Consider the following 15,835-nt stretch of genomic DNA (forward strand, 5'->3'; position numbering starts at 1 on the left):
TCGTTTGCGATGAGGGGGCTTTCTGCATCACTCGCAGACCGCTGCCGGGGCTAATTCAAAAAAACACACTGCTTACCCTCGGCGTCCGTGACCGCGCGGAACTCATTCGCTACCCCGCGGGTTTTTCTGTACCGGCCACCGAGCAGGGCCTCGCGTCCGGCCACCGATCAGGGCCTCGCCTTCGGCCACCGAGCAAGGCCTCGCCTCCGGCCACCGAGCAGGGCCTCCCGGCGCGCATAACTCCTGCAATTCGTACCGGGCCCCCGCAACATCCGCAGAAACACAAGGGGGTTCCACTCACGCCCCGCAAATTGCAGGAGTTATGCGCCGGGCCCGCTTCGAAAGCCGACCATCGGTGGCCAATTCAGAAGAATCGGCCGCCGCTCCGGCCCGTACCGCCCGATCCTGGGCAGGCCACGGCCCACACCGGCGGGATGTCCTGATTTAGCCACCGCGGATCAGACCGCGGGTCAGGCCGCGGGTCAGGCCGCTCGTTAGGCCGCTCGTTAGGCCGCGGAGACGTCGACGAGCACCTTGCCGGTGACACCGCTTTCGACGAGGGCATGGGCATCTGCTGTGTGGGCCAGGTCGAAGCGGTGCAGCGGCAGGCCCGCATCCGCTCCGACGGGCAATGCGCCGTCAAGGAGTGCCTCATTGATGGCAGCAGCCGCCTGCTGCACGACCTCAATGCCGACGGTGTACAACAACACGAACTGGTACCGCACATTCAGGCTGAAGTGCTTGCGCACATCGAGGGTCATCTGGTCGCCGCCGTTGTTGGCGTAGACCGCGATGGATCCGCGATTGCGAATGACCGCGAGGTCGAGTTCGGAGTTCTGGGCGGGAGCTACCTCGACGATGAGGTCGACGCCATCGGGCGCAATGCTTCGGATTTCGGTGGCAACGTCGGAGTCCGTGTAGGTGAGCACGTGGTGTGCCCCGGCAGCTGTCGCGAGGGCCGCCTTGGCCGACCCACTCACGGTCGTGATCACGGTCGCGCCGGCCCAGCGGGCGAGCTGGATGGCGGCGTGGCCGACGGCGCCGGCGCCTCCTGCGACGAGCACGATCTTGCCGTCAAGCGCCCCCGGATGCAGGCGCGTAGGCCCATCTTCGGCCACAGTGAGGGCCCGGTAGGCGGTGATGGCCGGCACGCCGAGGCTGGCTCCCTGGTCGAAAGTGGCCGGAGAGGGCAGTAGGAAGACGCGTTCGGCCGGGAGCACCGCGTATTCCTGGGCAGTTCCGCTGTTCGCGCGCTGATAGGCGGCGAGGGCGAGCCAGACGCGATCGCCGACCGCTACGTTCGACACACCGGGGCCGACGGCATCGACGACGCCAGCGCCGTCTTGGTTCGGCACGACGTCGGCGAAGGGAAGAGCCTCCCCCGGGCTGGTGCCTCGGCGCGATTTCCAGTCGGTCGGGTTCACCCCGCCCACCACGATGCGCACGCGCACATCGCCGGAACTGGGTTCCGTCACCGGCCGATCGACGAGGTGAAGCACGGACGGGTTACCGGTTTCGCTATACACAATGGTCTTCATATAAGAGCTAACGCCGGGGACGGCGGAATGTTTCCCGGGGGCGCCGTACCTGCGATCGTGGCGGACAGATTGGTTTGAATGGTGCTCACGGTCTCGGTGAGCGCCAAGTCGATGTCGATCTCGGATTTGTTCGCGAGCATGACGGTCCATGAGAGCGATTCAGCCGGTCTGGGCTGAAGCTCGGCGGTCGCGTCTCCCTCGATCGGCCAGGTTCCCTCGGCTCACTGCACGGGGAAAAAATAGGCAAATTCTGTTCTTTTCATACAGTCCTAGCGTGGTCTTCGTCACCTCCATCGGCGTGTTGGTCACATCGCCCGCCACCCCTCTGCCTTTCGAGCAGAACGAGCGGCATCCACCGCGTCGCGGTGCAGGGCGACGGTCAGCGGGAGCGGGCGCGGCGGCGGCGTTCCCGCCAGGTCATGGCCGCGAGCACCGCGGCCTCACTCTCGCGCTGCTGCCTGGCGGCTTCGCTCTGCGCGGCGCGGCGTTCCCGCCAGAGGGCGAGCTGTTTGGCCACATCCCGGGTGGGGGTGACCACGGGCGGGCCGCCCTGCAGCTGCCGGCGTGCCGCCACCACTCGGCTGTTGAAATCTCTGAGGATCTCGGTCACCGCAGCCTCAGATTGCACGCTGTCCAGCCGGGCATCGAGCGCGGCGTTCTCGGTGCGCAGGGTGAGGGCCGGCGGACCGAGCCCGGTGATCTTCTCGCTTTCGATCTTCTGGCGAATCCACCAGTCGGGGTCATACCCACGCTCGAGGTTCGCCAGCGGCTTGCCGGCGCCGGGCAGGTTGTCGAACTCGCCACGACGAATGGCCTGCTGAATGGCCATTTCCACATACTGGGCTCGAGCTTCCATCATGGATTGCCCGGCCGTGTTTTGCTCGGGGTCGTTTACTTCTGGCGCAGCGGAGTCTTCCTGGTCGGGCGGCAGCATGCGCTTGAGTTGGTAGCGGGCCACGTTGAGTCGGGCGTCGCTGGGTTGCGCGTCGCTGCGGTCCTTATTGCCGGTCATGGCTGCCAGCCTAGATCGACGTGGTGGCCGAGTCGACTTGGAACGCTGCACGGGAGGGCACTTCGACACGGACGAACTGCGGGCCGGGCGGCGGGCCGTGCCTCTGGCTGACATCATTTGGGCTCGCCTCGACATGTTCGACCGTCAGCGCGCCCACACGCGCATGCTCACGCTGCGGTTCGGCGCAGAGGGCGGGCCGCGGGCATCCGTTCGTCTGCGCGGTCGCACCGGACAGACACTCCCCGCCGCGGTGACCGACGTCGTTGCCGAGATCATTCGCCGTTCGTCGATCGTCGTGCCTTCGACGCCCAATGACCCCGGCGGGCGCTTTGCCCGCTACAACTTTCCCGGTTCGCTCGGCCGTTCTGACGTTCTCGAGGTCGTGCTGAACCCGCCGACCATCGACGATCCCGCACCGGTGCTGATCTCCTGAGCGGATGCGCCGGCCGTCGCCTCATCGGCGCGGGCGGCCTCGTCGTCCTCGTCGTCCTCGTCGTCCTCGTCGTCCTCGTCGCCATGTGCCTCGCCATGTGCCTCGCCATGAGCGTCGCCATGCGCCTCGCCATGAGCGTCGCCGTGTGCGTGCGGCAGTCCCGGCTCGTCCGGCGGCAGCGCCTCGGCGGCCAGCTCGACGCGTTCCTCCCCCACAGCTGCGATGCCGCCCAGAATCAGAAGCCCGCCGAGCAGCTGCAGCGGCGTCAGCACTTCGCCCAGCAGCAGCCAGGCGAACAACGACGCGAAGATGACCTCGAGCAGGCCGACGAACGAGGCGAGCCTCGACCCGAGAATTCCCGCCGCCGTGATGCCCGCCACATACGCGAGCGCGGTGCTGACAATGGCGAGCGCGAGCAGCGGGGCCCACCACGGCACAACCGTGCCGAGCAGGGACAGGTCAAGAACCGATGCGGTGAAGGGGAGCAGACCGGTCAGGCCGAGCAGGCCGAGTGCTGTCCCCCCGACCAGCAATCCGGTGGCCGCCAGTGCGATCGGGGGCAAGCCTTCGGCCGGGCGCGCGGCCACCACGAAGAACACCGCGCAGGAGATGGCCGCGCCGAAAGCGAACAGCACCCCCATCGGGTCCACGGCACGAATGGCACCGGGCCCGATCACGAGCAGCAGCCCGCCAACGGCGAGAGCCGATCCGAGCAGCACCGTGCGGCGGGGCATCCGTTGTGTCGTCACCCAAACGAACCCGACCAGAATCAGCGGGGCGAGAAATTCAATCAGCAGTGCGGTCGAGACTGGAATGGTCTGCAGTGCGGCAAAATAGGCCAGTTGGGTACCCGCGACACCGACGATGCCCATTCCGAGCACCCGCCAGCGGCCCCGCCACAGGGCTGCCCAACGTCCGCGCAACGAATACAGCGCGAATGGCAGCAATACGAGCCCGGCGGTCCACGCACGGGCGGTCACGGCGGCCGTCGGTGACCAGCCAGCCTCGAGCATCGGCTTGACCAGCGCGCCGGAGGTTCCAAACGAAATGGCAGCAATGGCGGCAACGATCACGCCTCCCGGCAGGGACGAGATCTTCATGCTCCTCCTTCAGGCGACGTGGGCCTGTCATGGTCTAAACTCAGTTCACCACTGACAGTAGAACCCTATTGCCAAGGAGTCAACTTGCATTTTGCCCCTGACACCGAGGAAGCACTCGAATTCGTGGTGCTGCTCGGCTCCACTGACCCCGGGGCCTCCCGAAGCGGCCGCGACGAACTCAACACGCTCGCCGACCTCGCTGCACTGCTCGCCCCCATTTTGTTCACCGGCCGCATCGACGGAGATGACGCCGAACTGCTCGACGTGCGACAGACCCGCGCCCTGCTGCGCCGGGTCTGGACTCTCGGCCGCGACGACGCCGTCACGGAGATCAACCGCATGCTGCGCGAGGCCAGGGCGCTCCCCCAGTTGGCCCGCCATGATGTCTCGGACTGGCACCTGCACGCGACCGTGCCCGAGGCTCCCCTCGGGGAACGCATGCGCGTCGAGGCAGCGCTGGCGTTGATCGACGTGATTCGCAGCGACGAAATGGGTCGCCTGCGCATCTGCGAAGCGGATGCCTGCACCGGGCTGGTTCTTGACCTCTCCCGTAACGGGTCCAAGCGTTTCTGCAGCGTGCGCTGCGGCAACCGCATGAACATGATCGCCTTCCGCGAGCGCCAGCCCACCGGCTCTACTCCGTCGCCGCCTCGTCGCGCACACGAATAACGACATTGCCGATCTTCTGCCCTGTCGCGACATATTCGTAGGCAGCGCGAATCTCTTCGAGCGGGTAGGTCCGGTCGATTATCGGCCGAAACTCGCCCGATGCGACCAAGCCCTGCAGGAACAGTGCATCGTCGCGGGTGTCCTTGGGAATCGGAAACAATACGCGCCTCCCCCTCAGTACCGGCGTGGTGAGCGCCAGGACCAGATTGTGCCAGAGCGTACCAAGTTCGGACGAGACGTAGATTCCGTCGGGAGCGAGCACCCGGCGGCAGCGTCCGAAAGAACTTTTACCAACCGCGTCGAGCACCACATCAAACTCATCGTCAAGCGCGGTGAAGTCCTCGAGCGTGTAGTCCACCACCCGTTCAGCTCCAAGTGATTCCATCATGGATAAATGCGGGGTGGCGCAGACCGCTGTGACACGAGCGCCGAGATTCACGAGCAATTGCACCGCAGCTGATCCGATTCCTCCCGTACCGCCGTTGACCAATACATTCTGTCCGGCGGTGACCCGTGCCGCGCGCAGCATGTTGAGCGCGTAGTGGGCGCCCTCCAGAATCGGTGATGCCTCAAGATAGGAAACGTCTCCCGGTATCTCAGCGACCATTCCTGTCGCGGCGACGGTCAGATAGCCAGCGTGACCACCAAATTTCACGCCGCTGTAGCCGAACACCCGCTGACCGACCGTAAACGCACTGACGTCGGCGCCGACACCGGCGACCTCGCCGGCGAACTCGCAGCCAAGAATCGTCGCCCGAGGCTTCCGCAGTCCGCTGAATAGCCGCACCACGAGTGGCTTGCCGCTGAGAAAGCCGCAGTCGGTGCGGTTGACCGTGCTGGCGAAGACCCGCACGAGCAGTTCGTCGCGCTGCGGTAGCGGCTGCGGCGTATTCTCGACTCGCACGAAGCTTGGTGGTCCGTAGCGACGGTACACGGCAGCTTTCATGCGGCTCAGCGTACCCTCGAACGCCCCGTCGCGACCGGGTGGCCTCGGGAGCTCGGCGCTGGCCAGTATTGTCAGCACACCTAAGCTGAAACCATGACCCAGGTTTCCGAAATTTTTGACCCTTCACTCTGGAAGCCCGTCGACGGCTTCTCCGCTCTGCAAGACATCACGTACCACCACGACAACGCCGGGCGGGTCGCCCGCGTGGCCTTCAACCGGCCGGAGGTGCGCAATGCGTTCCGCCCGCAGTCTGTCGATGAGCTCTACCGGGTGCTTGATGACGCCAGGCAGAACACGCGAATCGGCGTGGTGCTCCTCACGGGTAACGGGCCGAGCCCCAAGGACGGGGGCTGGGCATTCTGCTCCGGTGGTGACCAGCGTATCCGCGGGCGCGACGGCTACCAGTACCGTGACGGGGTCGCGAGCACGGGGCGGCTGCACATTCTCGAGGTGCAGCGACTCATCCGGTTCATGCCGAAAGTCGTCATTGCCGTCATTCCCGGCTGGGCGGCCGGCGGCGGCCATTCCCTGCACGTTGTCTGTGACCTCTCGATCGCCAGCCAGGAACACGGCATGTTCAAGCAAACGGATGCTGACGTCGGCTCGTTCGACGGCGGCTACGGCAGCGCCTATTTCGCCCAGCACGTCGGGCAGAAATTCGCCCGGGAGGTCTTCTTTCTCGCGCGTCCCTACGACGCAAAGCGCGCCTACGAAATGGGCGCCGTGAATGCCGTGGTGCCCCATGCAGAGTTGGAGACGACCGCGCTGGACTGGGCCAACACTATCCTGACAAAATCGCCGACCGCGATCCGCATGCTGAAATTCTCGTTCAACGCCGTCGACGACGGAATGGTCGGCCAGCAGATCTTCGCCGGCGAAGCCACCCGCCTGGCCTACGGCACCGACGAGGCCGTCGAGGGCAAGGACGCGTTCCTGGAACACCGCGAACCCGACTGGTCGCCCTTTCCCTGGCAGTTCTAGCGGGCAGCACGAACTCTCACCACCACATACCCGTACACCTTTTTCGGCGGCCACCGCATCCATCCAGAGGGCGCCGCACCCGTTGCGGATCTGGCCCGGCCATATATGATTCAGAAAACGATAATAGAACACTACGTTCCATTATCGAACACTGACGAATGCTGGCGTTCGCATCGTCGCACCGAAAAACCACGCTGAAAGACCACATCGAGAGTCCACACACAGAAGTGAGGAAACCGTGCAATTTCACCACCACGGATACGTGTCCACCGATCCGCGCCGGCAGGATGCGGCCGGAGTGGGCATCGATCGCCCCGTCGAACTCCCCGACAACGTCGACGTTCTGATCGTGGGAACGGGCCCGGCCGGCATGATCACCGCCGCCCAGCTCTCCCAGTTTCCCGGTATCACCACGCGCATCGTCGAGCGCCGCGGCGAACGTCTCGCAATCGGGCAGGCCGACGGAATCCAGGCCCGCAGTGTCGAGACCTTTCAGGCGTTCGGGTTCGCCGAGCGCATCATCGCCGAGGCCTACCGCATCACCGAGATGGCGTTCTGGAAGCCCGACCCCACCAACCCGGCCAACATCATCCGCACCACCCGCGCCATCGATGACCCCACCGGCATCAGCGAGTTTCCGCACCTCATCGTCAACCAGGCACGCGTGTTGGACTACTTCGCCGAGGTGATGGCCAATTCGCCCACCCGCATGACCCCGGATTTCGGCTATGAAATGCTCAGCCTGACCAACACCAATGAGGGCGACTACCCCGTCACCGTGACGCTCCGGCACACCAGCGGAAAGCTGACCGGCCAGGAGCGCAAAGTGCACGCTCAGTATGTGGTCGGCGCCGACGGTGCCCACAGCGCCGTACGCGATTCCATCGGCTGCACACTCGCCGGTGACGCGGCCTTCCACGCCTGGGGCGTCATGGACGTGCTGGCCGTCACCGATTTTCCCGACATTCGCACCAAGTGCGCGATCCAGTCCGGATCCGGCGGCAGCATCCTGCACATTCCGCGCGAGGGCGGCTACCTGTTTCGCATGTACGTCGATCTCGGCGAAGTGGCTGCCGACGACAATGGCGCCGTGCGCTCGACGACGATCGACCAGATCATCGTGAAGGCCAACGAGATTCTGCATCCGTACACACTCGATGTGAAAAACGTGGCCTGGCACAGCGTCTACGAGGTCGCCCACCGTCTCACCGACCGATTCGACGACCTTCTGCCCAAGGAGATCGGCATCCGCTCCCCGCGGGTCTTCATCACCGGCGACGCCTGTCACACCCACAGCGCCAAGGCCGGCCAGGGCATGAACGTTTCGATGCAGGACGGCTTCAACCTCGGCTGGAAGCTCGCCTATGTGCTCGACGGGCGTAGCCCCGACAGCCTGCTCAGTACCTATTCGGCCGAGCGCCAGGTCATTGCCAAGAACCTGATCGATTTTGACAAGGAGTGGTCGAGCCTGATGGCGGCGAAGCCGGAAGACCTCACAGTTCCGCTCGAGGATTTCTACACCCAGACAGCCGAATTCCCATCGGGCTTCATGACCCAATACCCGCCGTCGATGCTCATCGGCGAAGCGACCCACCAGGCGCTCGCCACTGGATTCCCCATCGGTAAGCGATTCAAGTCCGCCCCGGTCGTGCGCGTCGGCGACGCCAACCCGGTGCACCTGGGCCACCACCACCGCGCCGACGGCCGCTGGCGCGTGTACGCGTTTGCTGACGCATCCGCTGAAATACTGGCCTCATGGGCCGAGTGGATGGGTACCGCCCCCGATTCGCCGCTGCTCGCGCACACCCCGGCCGACAGTGACATCGACAGCGTCTTCGACCTGAAGGTGGTCTACCAGCAGGCACACGCCGAGGTTGACCTGGGCCAGGTTGACGTGGCGTTTTTGCCCAAAACCGGCCCGTTCGGGCTGATCGACTACGAGAAGGTGTACGCCACCGACCCGGATCACGACATCTTCGAGCAACGCGGCATTAACCGCGGCGGCGTCGTGGTGATCGTGCGTCCCGACCAGTACGTCGCCCATGTGCTTCCCCTGACGGCCACCAATGAGCTGGCGACGTACTTTCGGCAGATGTTGCTTGTTCGGTAGGGCAGAGCGAGCGGATGCCGGTGGGCCGCCCACCTACTCGGCCGCGGGACGTTGCCGGTTTTGCTTCGTGGCCGAGCGCTGCTGTTTGACCGCGAGGTGCCGCCGCGCGGAACCTCGGGTGGGCTTGGTCGCGCGCCGCGCTGCCGGTTCCGCGGCCAAACCCGCAGTCACCAGGTCGGCGAGCTTTCGCAGGGCAATCTCGCGATTGCGCAGCTGGGAGCGCTGCTCGCTGGCGGCGATGGTGACCACTCCGGAAACGAGACGGTGATTCAGGCGGGTGAGCAGCAGCATCCGCTCGTCGTCGGACAGTGCCGCGGAGCCGGCGACGTTCCAAGACAACTCGACCCGGCTGTCGGAGGTGTTGACGTGCTGGCCGCCGGGACCGGACGACCGCGAGAACCGCCAGCCGAGTTCGCGCTCGGGAATGGTCAGCGCCGCCGACACCTCTAGATCCATGCCCCTAGCGTTGCACACCCCACGATCCCCGCGCACGGCAAGCATCACAAACCCTGCGCAACTGACCTTTGAACAGTGGCCAGCTCAGAACAGTGGCCAGCTCAGAACAGTGGCCAGCTCAGAACAGTGGCCAGCTCAGAACAGTGGCCAGGGCACGGCGGGCATGTCGCCGCTCGGGGCCGGGAACCGTGCTTCTTGGCGCAATTGGTCGCAGCGCGCGGCGAACGCCGTGAGTTCTTCGGCGCTGACCAGGCCAGCGAGGGTGTTGCCGAGCTCGCCGGACAGGCCGGCTGTGACCCGGTCGATACCGTCGAGCTCGTCGGTGGTGAGAGCGTCGCCCAGCCAGCCCCACAGTACGGTGCGCAGCTTGTGTTCGACGTGAAAGGTGAGCCCGTGATCGACTCCGTGTCGGTGCCCATCGGTCATCGCCAGAATGTGGTCGCCCTTGCGATCGGCGTTGTTCACGACCACGTCGAATACGGCCATCCGCCGAAGCGGGGCGCTGTCTTCGTGAATGAGGGTGACCATCCGTTCGTGCTCGTCTCGCCCGTCGAGAACGTGTCGCCACCCGGTTTCCGGAACGGCGTCCGCTGCCACCAGGTCGACGGGGTTTTGGGCCGGGTCACTCTCCTGCCAGAGCTGCACCATGCCTTCGCCCATCGGACCCTCGCGCAGCCAGGTGCGCGGTACGACGTTCCAGCCGAAGGCTTGCGAGACCAGATAGGCCGCCACTTCACGATTGGCGAGGTTTCCGTCGGGAAAATCCCACAGCGGATGCTCCCCCGCCACCGGTTTGTAGACGACCATCGCGCCATCGATGCTGCCCAAGAAGGTTGCATTCGAGGCCGTCGCAATTCGGCCCGTGAGTGTCAACTCGCCGTCGACCAGGTCGGGAGTCGGCATCAGTCCCCGGGAACGGTGCAGGTGTGACCGTCGGCGTCGATGGGGTAACCGCAGAGGGAGCACATCGGCCGCCCGGCGCCCACGATCTCACGAGTGCGCTTCGCGAACGCGCGAGCGGTACCAACGGGTATGCGCACGAGCAACGCATTGGCCGCTTCGAGCGGTTCGAGCGATTCCTCGTCTTCGTCGACAATCGGGTAGGCCTCGATCACCACTTGAACCGTTGATGGGTCCCAGCCCAGGCTCATCGAGCCGGTGCGAAATTCCTCAGCGACCGGTTGCTCGAGCGGGTCGTTATCGACGAGCTCGATAGGGGTCGTGGTCGGGATGCTGAACGGGTTGCCCTCGAAGGTGATCAGCTGGTCGAGAATCTCGTCGATCTTCTCGGCGAGCAGCGCCGACTGCTGTTTCTCTAACGCGATGCTGATGATTCGCGCGCCGCTGCGCACCTGCAGATAGAACGTGCGCTCCCCGGGCAAGCCGACGGTGCCGATGACAACCCGGTCAGGCCAGACGAACTCATGAACGATTTGAGGCATGTGAACATTTTAGACGCGAGAGCTGCGTGACGTCTGCGGCTCGACCCGCCACCGATGAGAACGTCAGCCGAAAGGATGCCTTGCGGCTATCGAATCGCCGATAATAACCGGCGCAGGCATCAGTGACGCCGCTCAGTTGACTTCGCTGCGCAAGGGGAGCGTGCGCACGCTGACGAATTGCCGCGCTCCCCCGTCGATGGGGTCGGTGAAGCGCACCTCGTTCGCCAGCAACTGCAGGGGGCGGGTGAAATCGTCCAGCGCGACATCCTGCACAACGGGATAGAGCGGGTCGTCACTGATCGGAATTCCCAAGCCCAGCATATGCAGGCGCAATTGGTGCGTGCGACCGGTGCGGGGCGTCAGCCGGTAACTGCCCAGGCCATCGATCACCGATTCGAGTTCAATCAACGATTCAGCGTTGACCGGCGCGCCCGGCAGCACCTCGGCTTGCCAGCGACCAGGACGCGTGGTGAGGTGATTGCGCACCGTCACGGGCAGTTCGAGGCCCGTGTGCAGCGGAGCCAGCGCACGGTAGGTCTTCGCGACCTCGCGGCGTTGAAACATCGACTGATACGCCCCGCGCCATCGTCGCTCGGTCGCCAGAATCAGCAGCCCCGACGTCCCCCGGTCGAGCCGATGCAGCGGGGAGAGCTCCGGAAGCTGCAGTTCTGCGCGCAGGCGCACCACCACGCTTTGCACGACATGGCGCCCGCGGGGAATGGACGAGAGAAAAGCGGGCTTGTCGATCACCACGATCCGATCGTCGCGATAGATCATATGAATGAGCCCCGGAACAACGGATTCCTCGGCCAGATCGCGGTGGAACCACACAAAAGTGTTCGGCTGGTAGGGGTCGCGGCCTCCCACTGCGGCGCCGGTGCCATAGACAAAACGCTCCTGGGCCAGAAATCCGGCCACGTCCACGAACTCCGGCAACCGCTCGTCGAGCCAGGCCCCCATGGTCTCCCAGAGCGGATGCTGCGACCGTTCCGGCGTGCACACCCACGCGGCATCGAGCCCGTGCCGTTGCGGGAGCGGAGAACGCGGGGGCATCCACTGATCGTACGTGGCTTAGCCCTTCACTGCGGGTGTGCGGGCGCCGATCGAAACTGGGCAGATATGCCTGCGTGATTCTTCGTTGACAGCACCGGCAGATACTACTTCCTGGCCTCGTTGCGCCCGTTAACGAGAAAGCCCGCCCGTGTGAACACGGGCGGGCTTTCTATACGCGTGCCGCGCGGTGTTCGCGGTCGCTTAAGTGACGAAGATCAGTCGGCGCTGATCTGCAGGCGGAACCGGTCACGCTGGATGTGGAGGTTCCAGAGGTGCTCGGCCAGCTTCGCCGGGTCTTTTTCGGGGTGGCCAGCGATGATCCTACCGCCGATGATGAGCTGGGAGACCTGGATCCCCTCTTCGCCGAGAACCTCATTCAGTAGCTGCGCGTAGGCGGCCTGTCCGGCAAAGGCGATGGATGTACCCGCCAGGCTCCGCACCGGCGTCACGGCCGTGCCGCCGTTGACGAAGAGGATGGTGCCTCGGTTCTTTCCCAGAAAACGCATGCCGGGAACGACCTGGTGCACGGCTGCGACGGGGCCGTAGACGGAGAATTCGATCGGCCCAACCAGATCAGCGGGCGTGGTTTCCAGCACGGGACGCATGAAGTCCTTCTGCGGCAGGGGGCTGTACTGCAAGACCTCGATCGCGCCGAGGGTCTCCGTAACCTGCTCCAGCACCCGGCTAATCGACGCCGGGTTCCGCACGTCGGCGACGAAACCCTTCGCCGTGATTCCTTCTGTGCCCAGTTCCTCGGCCAGGGCGTCCACGCGCCCTTGATTGCGGGAGATCAACGCAATGGAAAATCCTTCTGCTCCGAAACGACGCGCTACTGCTGCGCCGAGTCCCTTGCCTGCACCGATAATTGCGAGAGTAGTCATATCGGTTGCAAGACCCGTCTCTGCGGAAATATTCCCTCATGATCGATCCGGCGACACCGTTGGCCCGGCATCAGAGCAGCGGCAGAACCTGCTCACGAACCTGCTTGCGCAACACCTTGCCGAGCATTGAGCGCGGTGTGTTCTCGATCTGCACGATCCGCCGCGGAATTTTGTAGGCCGCGAGGTGTTCCCGGCAGTGCGCCCGCAATACATCCTCATCGAGGGTGGCACCGGCCTTGAGTTCGACCGCGGCGACGACCATCTCTCCGCCGCGTTCGAGCGGTCGGCCGATCACTGCGGCGTCACTGACGCTCGGGTGCAGCCGCAAGACGGCCTCTACCTCGGAGGGTGACACGTTGAAACCGCCAGTAATGATCAGCTCCTTGGCGCGGTCTACGATCGTGGTGAAGCCATCCTCATCGACGGTCACGATATCGCCGGTGCGCAGCCAACCGTTGGGTAAGAGCGTCTTCGCGGTCTCCTCCGGGTTGTTCCAATAACCCTGAAAAACCTGCGGGCCCTTCAACAACAACTCCCCCGGCTGCCCCCGCGGCACCTCAACGTTCGGATCATCCAGATCGACCACTTTCATCAGGGTCGACGGGAACGGCACACCGATCGTGCCCGTGCGTCGGCTGGCATGAAACGGATTACCCAGGGCGACCGGAGACGATTCGGTCATGCCGTAGCCCTCAACGAGAAGTCCGCCCGATACCGATTCCCAGAGTTCCACGACATGATCGGGCAGATTCATGGCGCCCGAAATGCAGTATTTGCACGAGCGCAGCGAGATCCCTTTTTCCTGTGCGGCGAGCGCCGTGCGCTCGTAGATCGGCGGCACCGCGCAGTAGACCGTGGCGGGCGACTTCTTCATGGCGTCGAGAATCAGGGCGGGCTCAAACTTGGGGAACAGCACGAGCAGGCCCTGCTTGCGGACGCCGTAGGTCAGGTAGAGGGTCATCCCGAACGCGTGGAACATCGGCAGGATCGCGTAGAAGATTTCTTTGCGGTACTGCGCTCCGTGCATCCACGCCTCACCCTGCAGGGCATTGGAATACAGGTTGAAGTGGGTGAGCATGGCCCCCTTGGGGGTTCCCGTGGTGCCCGAGGTGTATTGAATGGCGGCCAGGTCATCGACCGAGGGGCGCGGATGCTCAAAATCGATCACGCCGAAAGCGAGCAGGTCCTTCCAGGACATCGTGCCCGGTGCCGGACCCGTCAGCGCCGCGCGTGATTCGCGCAGCCCCTTCACCGGCAGGTGCAGGGCGAGGCGCTTCAGGGTGGGAAACGCCGTGAGGAGATTGACCGAGACGACGTGGTCGATCTCGATGTCGGCCGGGAACTCACGCACGACGGCCGTCGCCTTGTCCCAGGCGATAACAATGCGGGCCTGATGATCTTCAAACTGGTGGCGCAATTCCCTGGACGTGTAGAGCGGATTGTGTTCCACCACCACCGCGCCGAGGCGCAGCACCGCGTAGAAAGCGATGACGTGCTGGGGGCAGTTCGGCAAGATCAGGGCCACTCGATCGCCAGCTTTCACCCCGAGGCGACGCAATCCCTCCGCGGCCCGGTCGATCTGATCGCCGAGTTCGGTGTAGGTCGTTCGACGCCCGAAAAACTCCAGCGCGGGGTGGGTGCCGGCTTCGGCCACTGCACGCTCGAGCATGGCCACGAGGGACTCCGTGGGAAGTTCGATCTCGGCGGGAACGCCCGGTTGATAGTTCTTGACCCACGGCTCGTGCTCAGTGTTTGCCATGACACCATCCTCCCCGATTTGACGCTGAATCCTGCGCGTGACGAGCGGATGCCGTGACACCGCGAGCGCAACGACCCGGGCATCCGCTGCCTGCGGAGCACCTGCACGCCCCCGCTCGTTGACACGCAGACATTCCTTGGGTGGGTCAGACAGTGCCACGTTCCAGTCTCGATCATGTCGGTGGAATCACGTAACGTTGTGCGAGCGGATGTCACCGTCGACACGTGCCACGGCACGGGATTTCCTCGCATCTCATCATCGGCACTGAAAGACTTTTTTTATGACGACCACCGTTCCCGCACTCGCCGCCCCCGCGGCCAACCAGCCCCTCGTTCGCACCACGATCGAGTTGCGCACCCCCGGCGCCCACGACGTGGCGATCGACATCAAGTTCGCCGGAATTTGCCACTCCGACATTCACCAGGCTCGCGACGAGTGGGGCGTTGGGCTGTTCCCGATGGTTCCCGGCCACGAAATTGCCGGCATCGTCTCCGCCGTCGGCAGCGACGTCACCCGCTACCAGGTGGGCGACCGCGTCGGCGTCGGCTGCTTCGTGGACTCCTGCCGCGAGTGCGCCAACTGCCTCGCCGGCGAGGAGCAGTACTGCCTGAAGGGCGAGGTCGGTACCTACAACGCCCGCAACCACGACGGCACCCCCACCAACGGCGGCTACAGCACCGCGATCGTTGTCGACGAGAACTACGTGCTCGGCATCCCCGATGGCATCGAGCTCTCCGAGGCCGCTCCCCTGCTCTGCGCCGGCATCACGCTCTATTCTCCCCTCGTGAACTGGGAAGCCAGCCCCGGCAAGAAGGTTGCCATCCTCGGCATGGGCGGCCTCGGTCACATGGGTGTGAAGATCGCCCACGCGCTCGGCGCCGAGGTCACCGTTCTCAGCCAGACCCTCAGCAAGAAGGAAGACGGCCTGCGTTTCGGCGCAGACCACTACTACGCCACCAGCGACCCGAGCACCTTCACCGAGCTCGAGAACCACTTCGACCTCATCGTGAACACCGTGGCCGCGAACCTCGAACTGGAGGGCTACCTCAAGCTGCTCGCCCTCAACGGCACGCTCGTGCACGTTGGAATCCCCACCGAGCCTGACAGCGTGAAGATGTTCTGGCTCGCCGCCCAGCGTCGCTCCATCGCCGCCTCCAAGATCGGTGGCATCCGCCAGACCCAGGAAATGCTCGACTTCTGCGCCGCCCACGGAATCGGCGCCGACATTGAGATCATCTCGGTCGATCAGGTGAACGAAGCATACGAGCGTGTTATCCGCAGCGACGTGCGCTACCGTTTCGTTATCGACGTGGCCACGTTTGCGAACGAGACCCGCGTCGACGCGTAGACGCCCTGACCGGCGCGGCATCAGCCACACCGGTCGGTAAAAAACCCAGGCACGAACTGCCCCGGGTCGCAGATTCAACGCGGCCCGGGGCATCCGTCATTTAAGGA

Annotated in this window: 15 protein-coding genes; 5 read left to right on the plus strand and 10 right to left on the minus strand. The window is 64.7% G+C overall.

Annotation, left to right across the window (positions count from 1 at the left end; all coding sequences use genetic code 11):
* Positions 1 to 506 precede the first annotated feature (506 nt).
* Both CXY74_RS16590 and CXY74_RS16595 read right to left on the minus strand, forming a co-directional pair.
* Positions 507 to 1,538, minus strand: coding sequence for an NADPH:quinone reductase (locus tag CXY74_RS16590; RefSeq protein ID WP_104201436.1), 1,032 nt, complete (start codon positions 1,536 to 1,538; stop codon positions 507 to 509).
* A 379-nt stretch (positions 1,539 to 1,917) separates the two neighbouring features.
* A complete protein-coding gene (locus CXY74_RS16595) occupies positions 1,918 to 2,550 on the minus strand; it encodes a DUF1992 domain-containing protein (RefSeq protein WP_104201437.1) in 633 nt (210 codons plus the stop codon).
* On the opposite strand from CXY74_RS16595, the gene CXY74_RS16600 reads away from it, so the two are divergent.
* Positions 2,549 to 2,983, plus strand: coding sequence for a hypothetical protein (locus tag CXY74_RS16600; RefSeq protein ID WP_146070180.1), 435 nt, complete (start codon positions 2,549 to 2,551; stop codon positions 2,981 to 2,983). The genes CXY74_RS16595 and CXY74_RS16600 overlap by 2 nt on opposite strands.
* Here CXY74_RS16600 and CXY74_RS16605 read toward each other — a convergent pair.
* On the minus strand, positions 2,887 to 4,083 hold the full coding sequence (locus CXY74_RS16605; protein ID WP_199183272.1) for a DMT family transporter: 1,197 nt from the start codon (positions 4,081 to 4,083) through the stop codon (positions 2,887 to 2,889). The genes CXY74_RS16600 and CXY74_RS16605 overlap by 97 nt on opposite strands.
* An 84-nt stretch (positions 4,084 to 4,167) precedes the next feature.
* Here CXY74_RS16605 and CXY74_RS16610 point away from each other — a divergent pair, with 84 nt between their 5' ends.
* Positions 4,168 to 4,752 (plus strand): CGNR zinc finger domain-containing protein, encoded by a 585-nt coding sequence (locus tag CXY74_RS16610; protein WP_104201439.1) that lies wholly within the window; start codon positions 4,168 to 4,170, stop codon positions 4,750 to 4,752.
* Here the strand turns inward: CXY74_RS16610 and CXY74_RS16615 are convergent.
* Positions 4,718 to 5,698, minus strand: a complete 981-nt coding sequence (locus tag CXY74_RS16615; protein ID WP_104201569.1) for an NAD(P)-dependent alcohol dehydrogenase — start codon at positions 5,696 to 5,698, stop codon at positions 4,718 to 4,720. The genes CXY74_RS16610 and CXY74_RS16615 overlap by 35 nt on opposite strands.
* A 93-nt stretch (positions 5,699 to 5,791) precedes the next feature.
* Between CXY74_RS16615 and CXY74_RS16620 the strand changes: the two genes are divergently transcribed.
* The gene (locus CXY74_RS16620) at positions 5,792 to 6,679 is read left to right on the plus strand and encodes a 1,4-dihydroxy-2-naphthoyl-CoA synthase (protein ID WP_104201440.1); all 888 of its coding nucleotides are present in this window, start codon (positions 5,792 to 5,794) and stop codon (positions 6,677 to 6,679) included.
* 238 nt (positions 6,680 to 6,917) lie between these two features.
* Positions 6,918 to 8,789 carry an FAD-binding monooxygenase gene (locus tag CXY74_RS16625; RefSeq protein ID WP_104201441.1) on the plus strand — a complete coding sequence of 624 codons (1,872 nt, stop codon included), beginning with the start codon at positions 6,918 to 6,920 and terminating at the stop codon, positions 8,787 to 8,789.
* Between the two features lie 33 nt (positions 8,790 to 8,822).
* On the opposite strand, the gene arfB is transcribed toward CXY74_RS16625, so the two are convergent.
* From arfB to CXY74_RS16655, 6 genes are all read right to left on the minus strand, one after another.
* Positions 8,823 to 9,245 carry an alternative ribosome rescue aminoacyl-tRNA hydrolase ArfB gene (arfB, locus tag CXY74_RS16630; protein ID WP_104201442.1) on the minus strand — a complete coding sequence of 141 codons (423 nt, stop codon included), beginning with the start codon at positions 9,243 to 9,245 and terminating at the stop codon, positions 8,823 to 8,825.
* 135 nt (positions 9,246 to 9,380) lie between these two features.
* Positions 9,381 to 10,148: an SCO1664 family protein gene (locus CXY74_RS16635; protein ID WP_104201443.1), complete on the minus strand. Its 768-nt coding sequence runs from the start codon at positions 10,146 to 10,148 to the stop codon at positions 9,381 to 9,383.
* Positions 10,148 to 10,687, minus strand: a complete 540-nt coding sequence (locus CXY74_RS16640; RefSeq protein WP_104201444.1) for a DUF3090 domain-containing protein — start codon at positions 10,685 to 10,687, stop codon at positions 10,148 to 10,150. The genes CXY74_RS16635 and CXY74_RS16640 overlap by 1 nt, the downstream gene beginning before the upstream one ends.
* Positions 10,688 to 10,819: 132 nt before the next feature.
* Positions 10,820 to 11,647: a pseudouridine synthase gene (locus CXY74_RS16645; protein ID WP_233193510.1), complete on the minus strand. Its 828-nt coding sequence runs from the start codon at positions 11,645 to 11,647 to the stop codon at positions 10,820 to 10,822.
* Positions 11,648 to 11,955: 308 nt separating this feature from the next.
* A complete protein-coding gene (locus tag CXY74_RS16650; protein ID WP_104201446.1) occupies positions 11,956 to 12,621 on the minus strand; it encodes an SDR family NAD(P)-dependent oxidoreductase in 666 nt (221 codons plus the stop codon).
* A gap of 70 nt (positions 12,622 to 12,691) precedes the next feature.
* Entirely contained in the window at positions 12,692 to 14,380 is a 1,689-nt protein-coding gene (locus CXY74_RS16655; RefSeq protein ID WP_104201447.1) for a long-chain-fatty-acid--CoA ligase, read from the minus strand.
* A 280-nt stretch (positions 14,381 to 14,660) separates the two neighbouring features.
* Between CXY74_RS16655 and CXY74_RS16660 the strand changes: the two genes are divergently transcribed.
* Entirely contained in the window at positions 14,661 to 15,728 is a 1,068-nt protein-coding gene (locus tag CXY74_RS16660; RefSeq protein WP_104201448.1) for an NAD(P)-dependent alcohol dehydrogenase, read from the plus strand.
* The last annotated feature ends 107 nt before the right edge of the window (positions 15,729 to 15,835 follow it).

Source organism: Cryobacterium sp. Y29 (assembly GCF_002929825.1).
Classification (GTDB): domain Bacteria; phylum Actinomycetota; class Actinomycetes; order Actinomycetales; family Microbacteriaceae; genus Cryobacterium.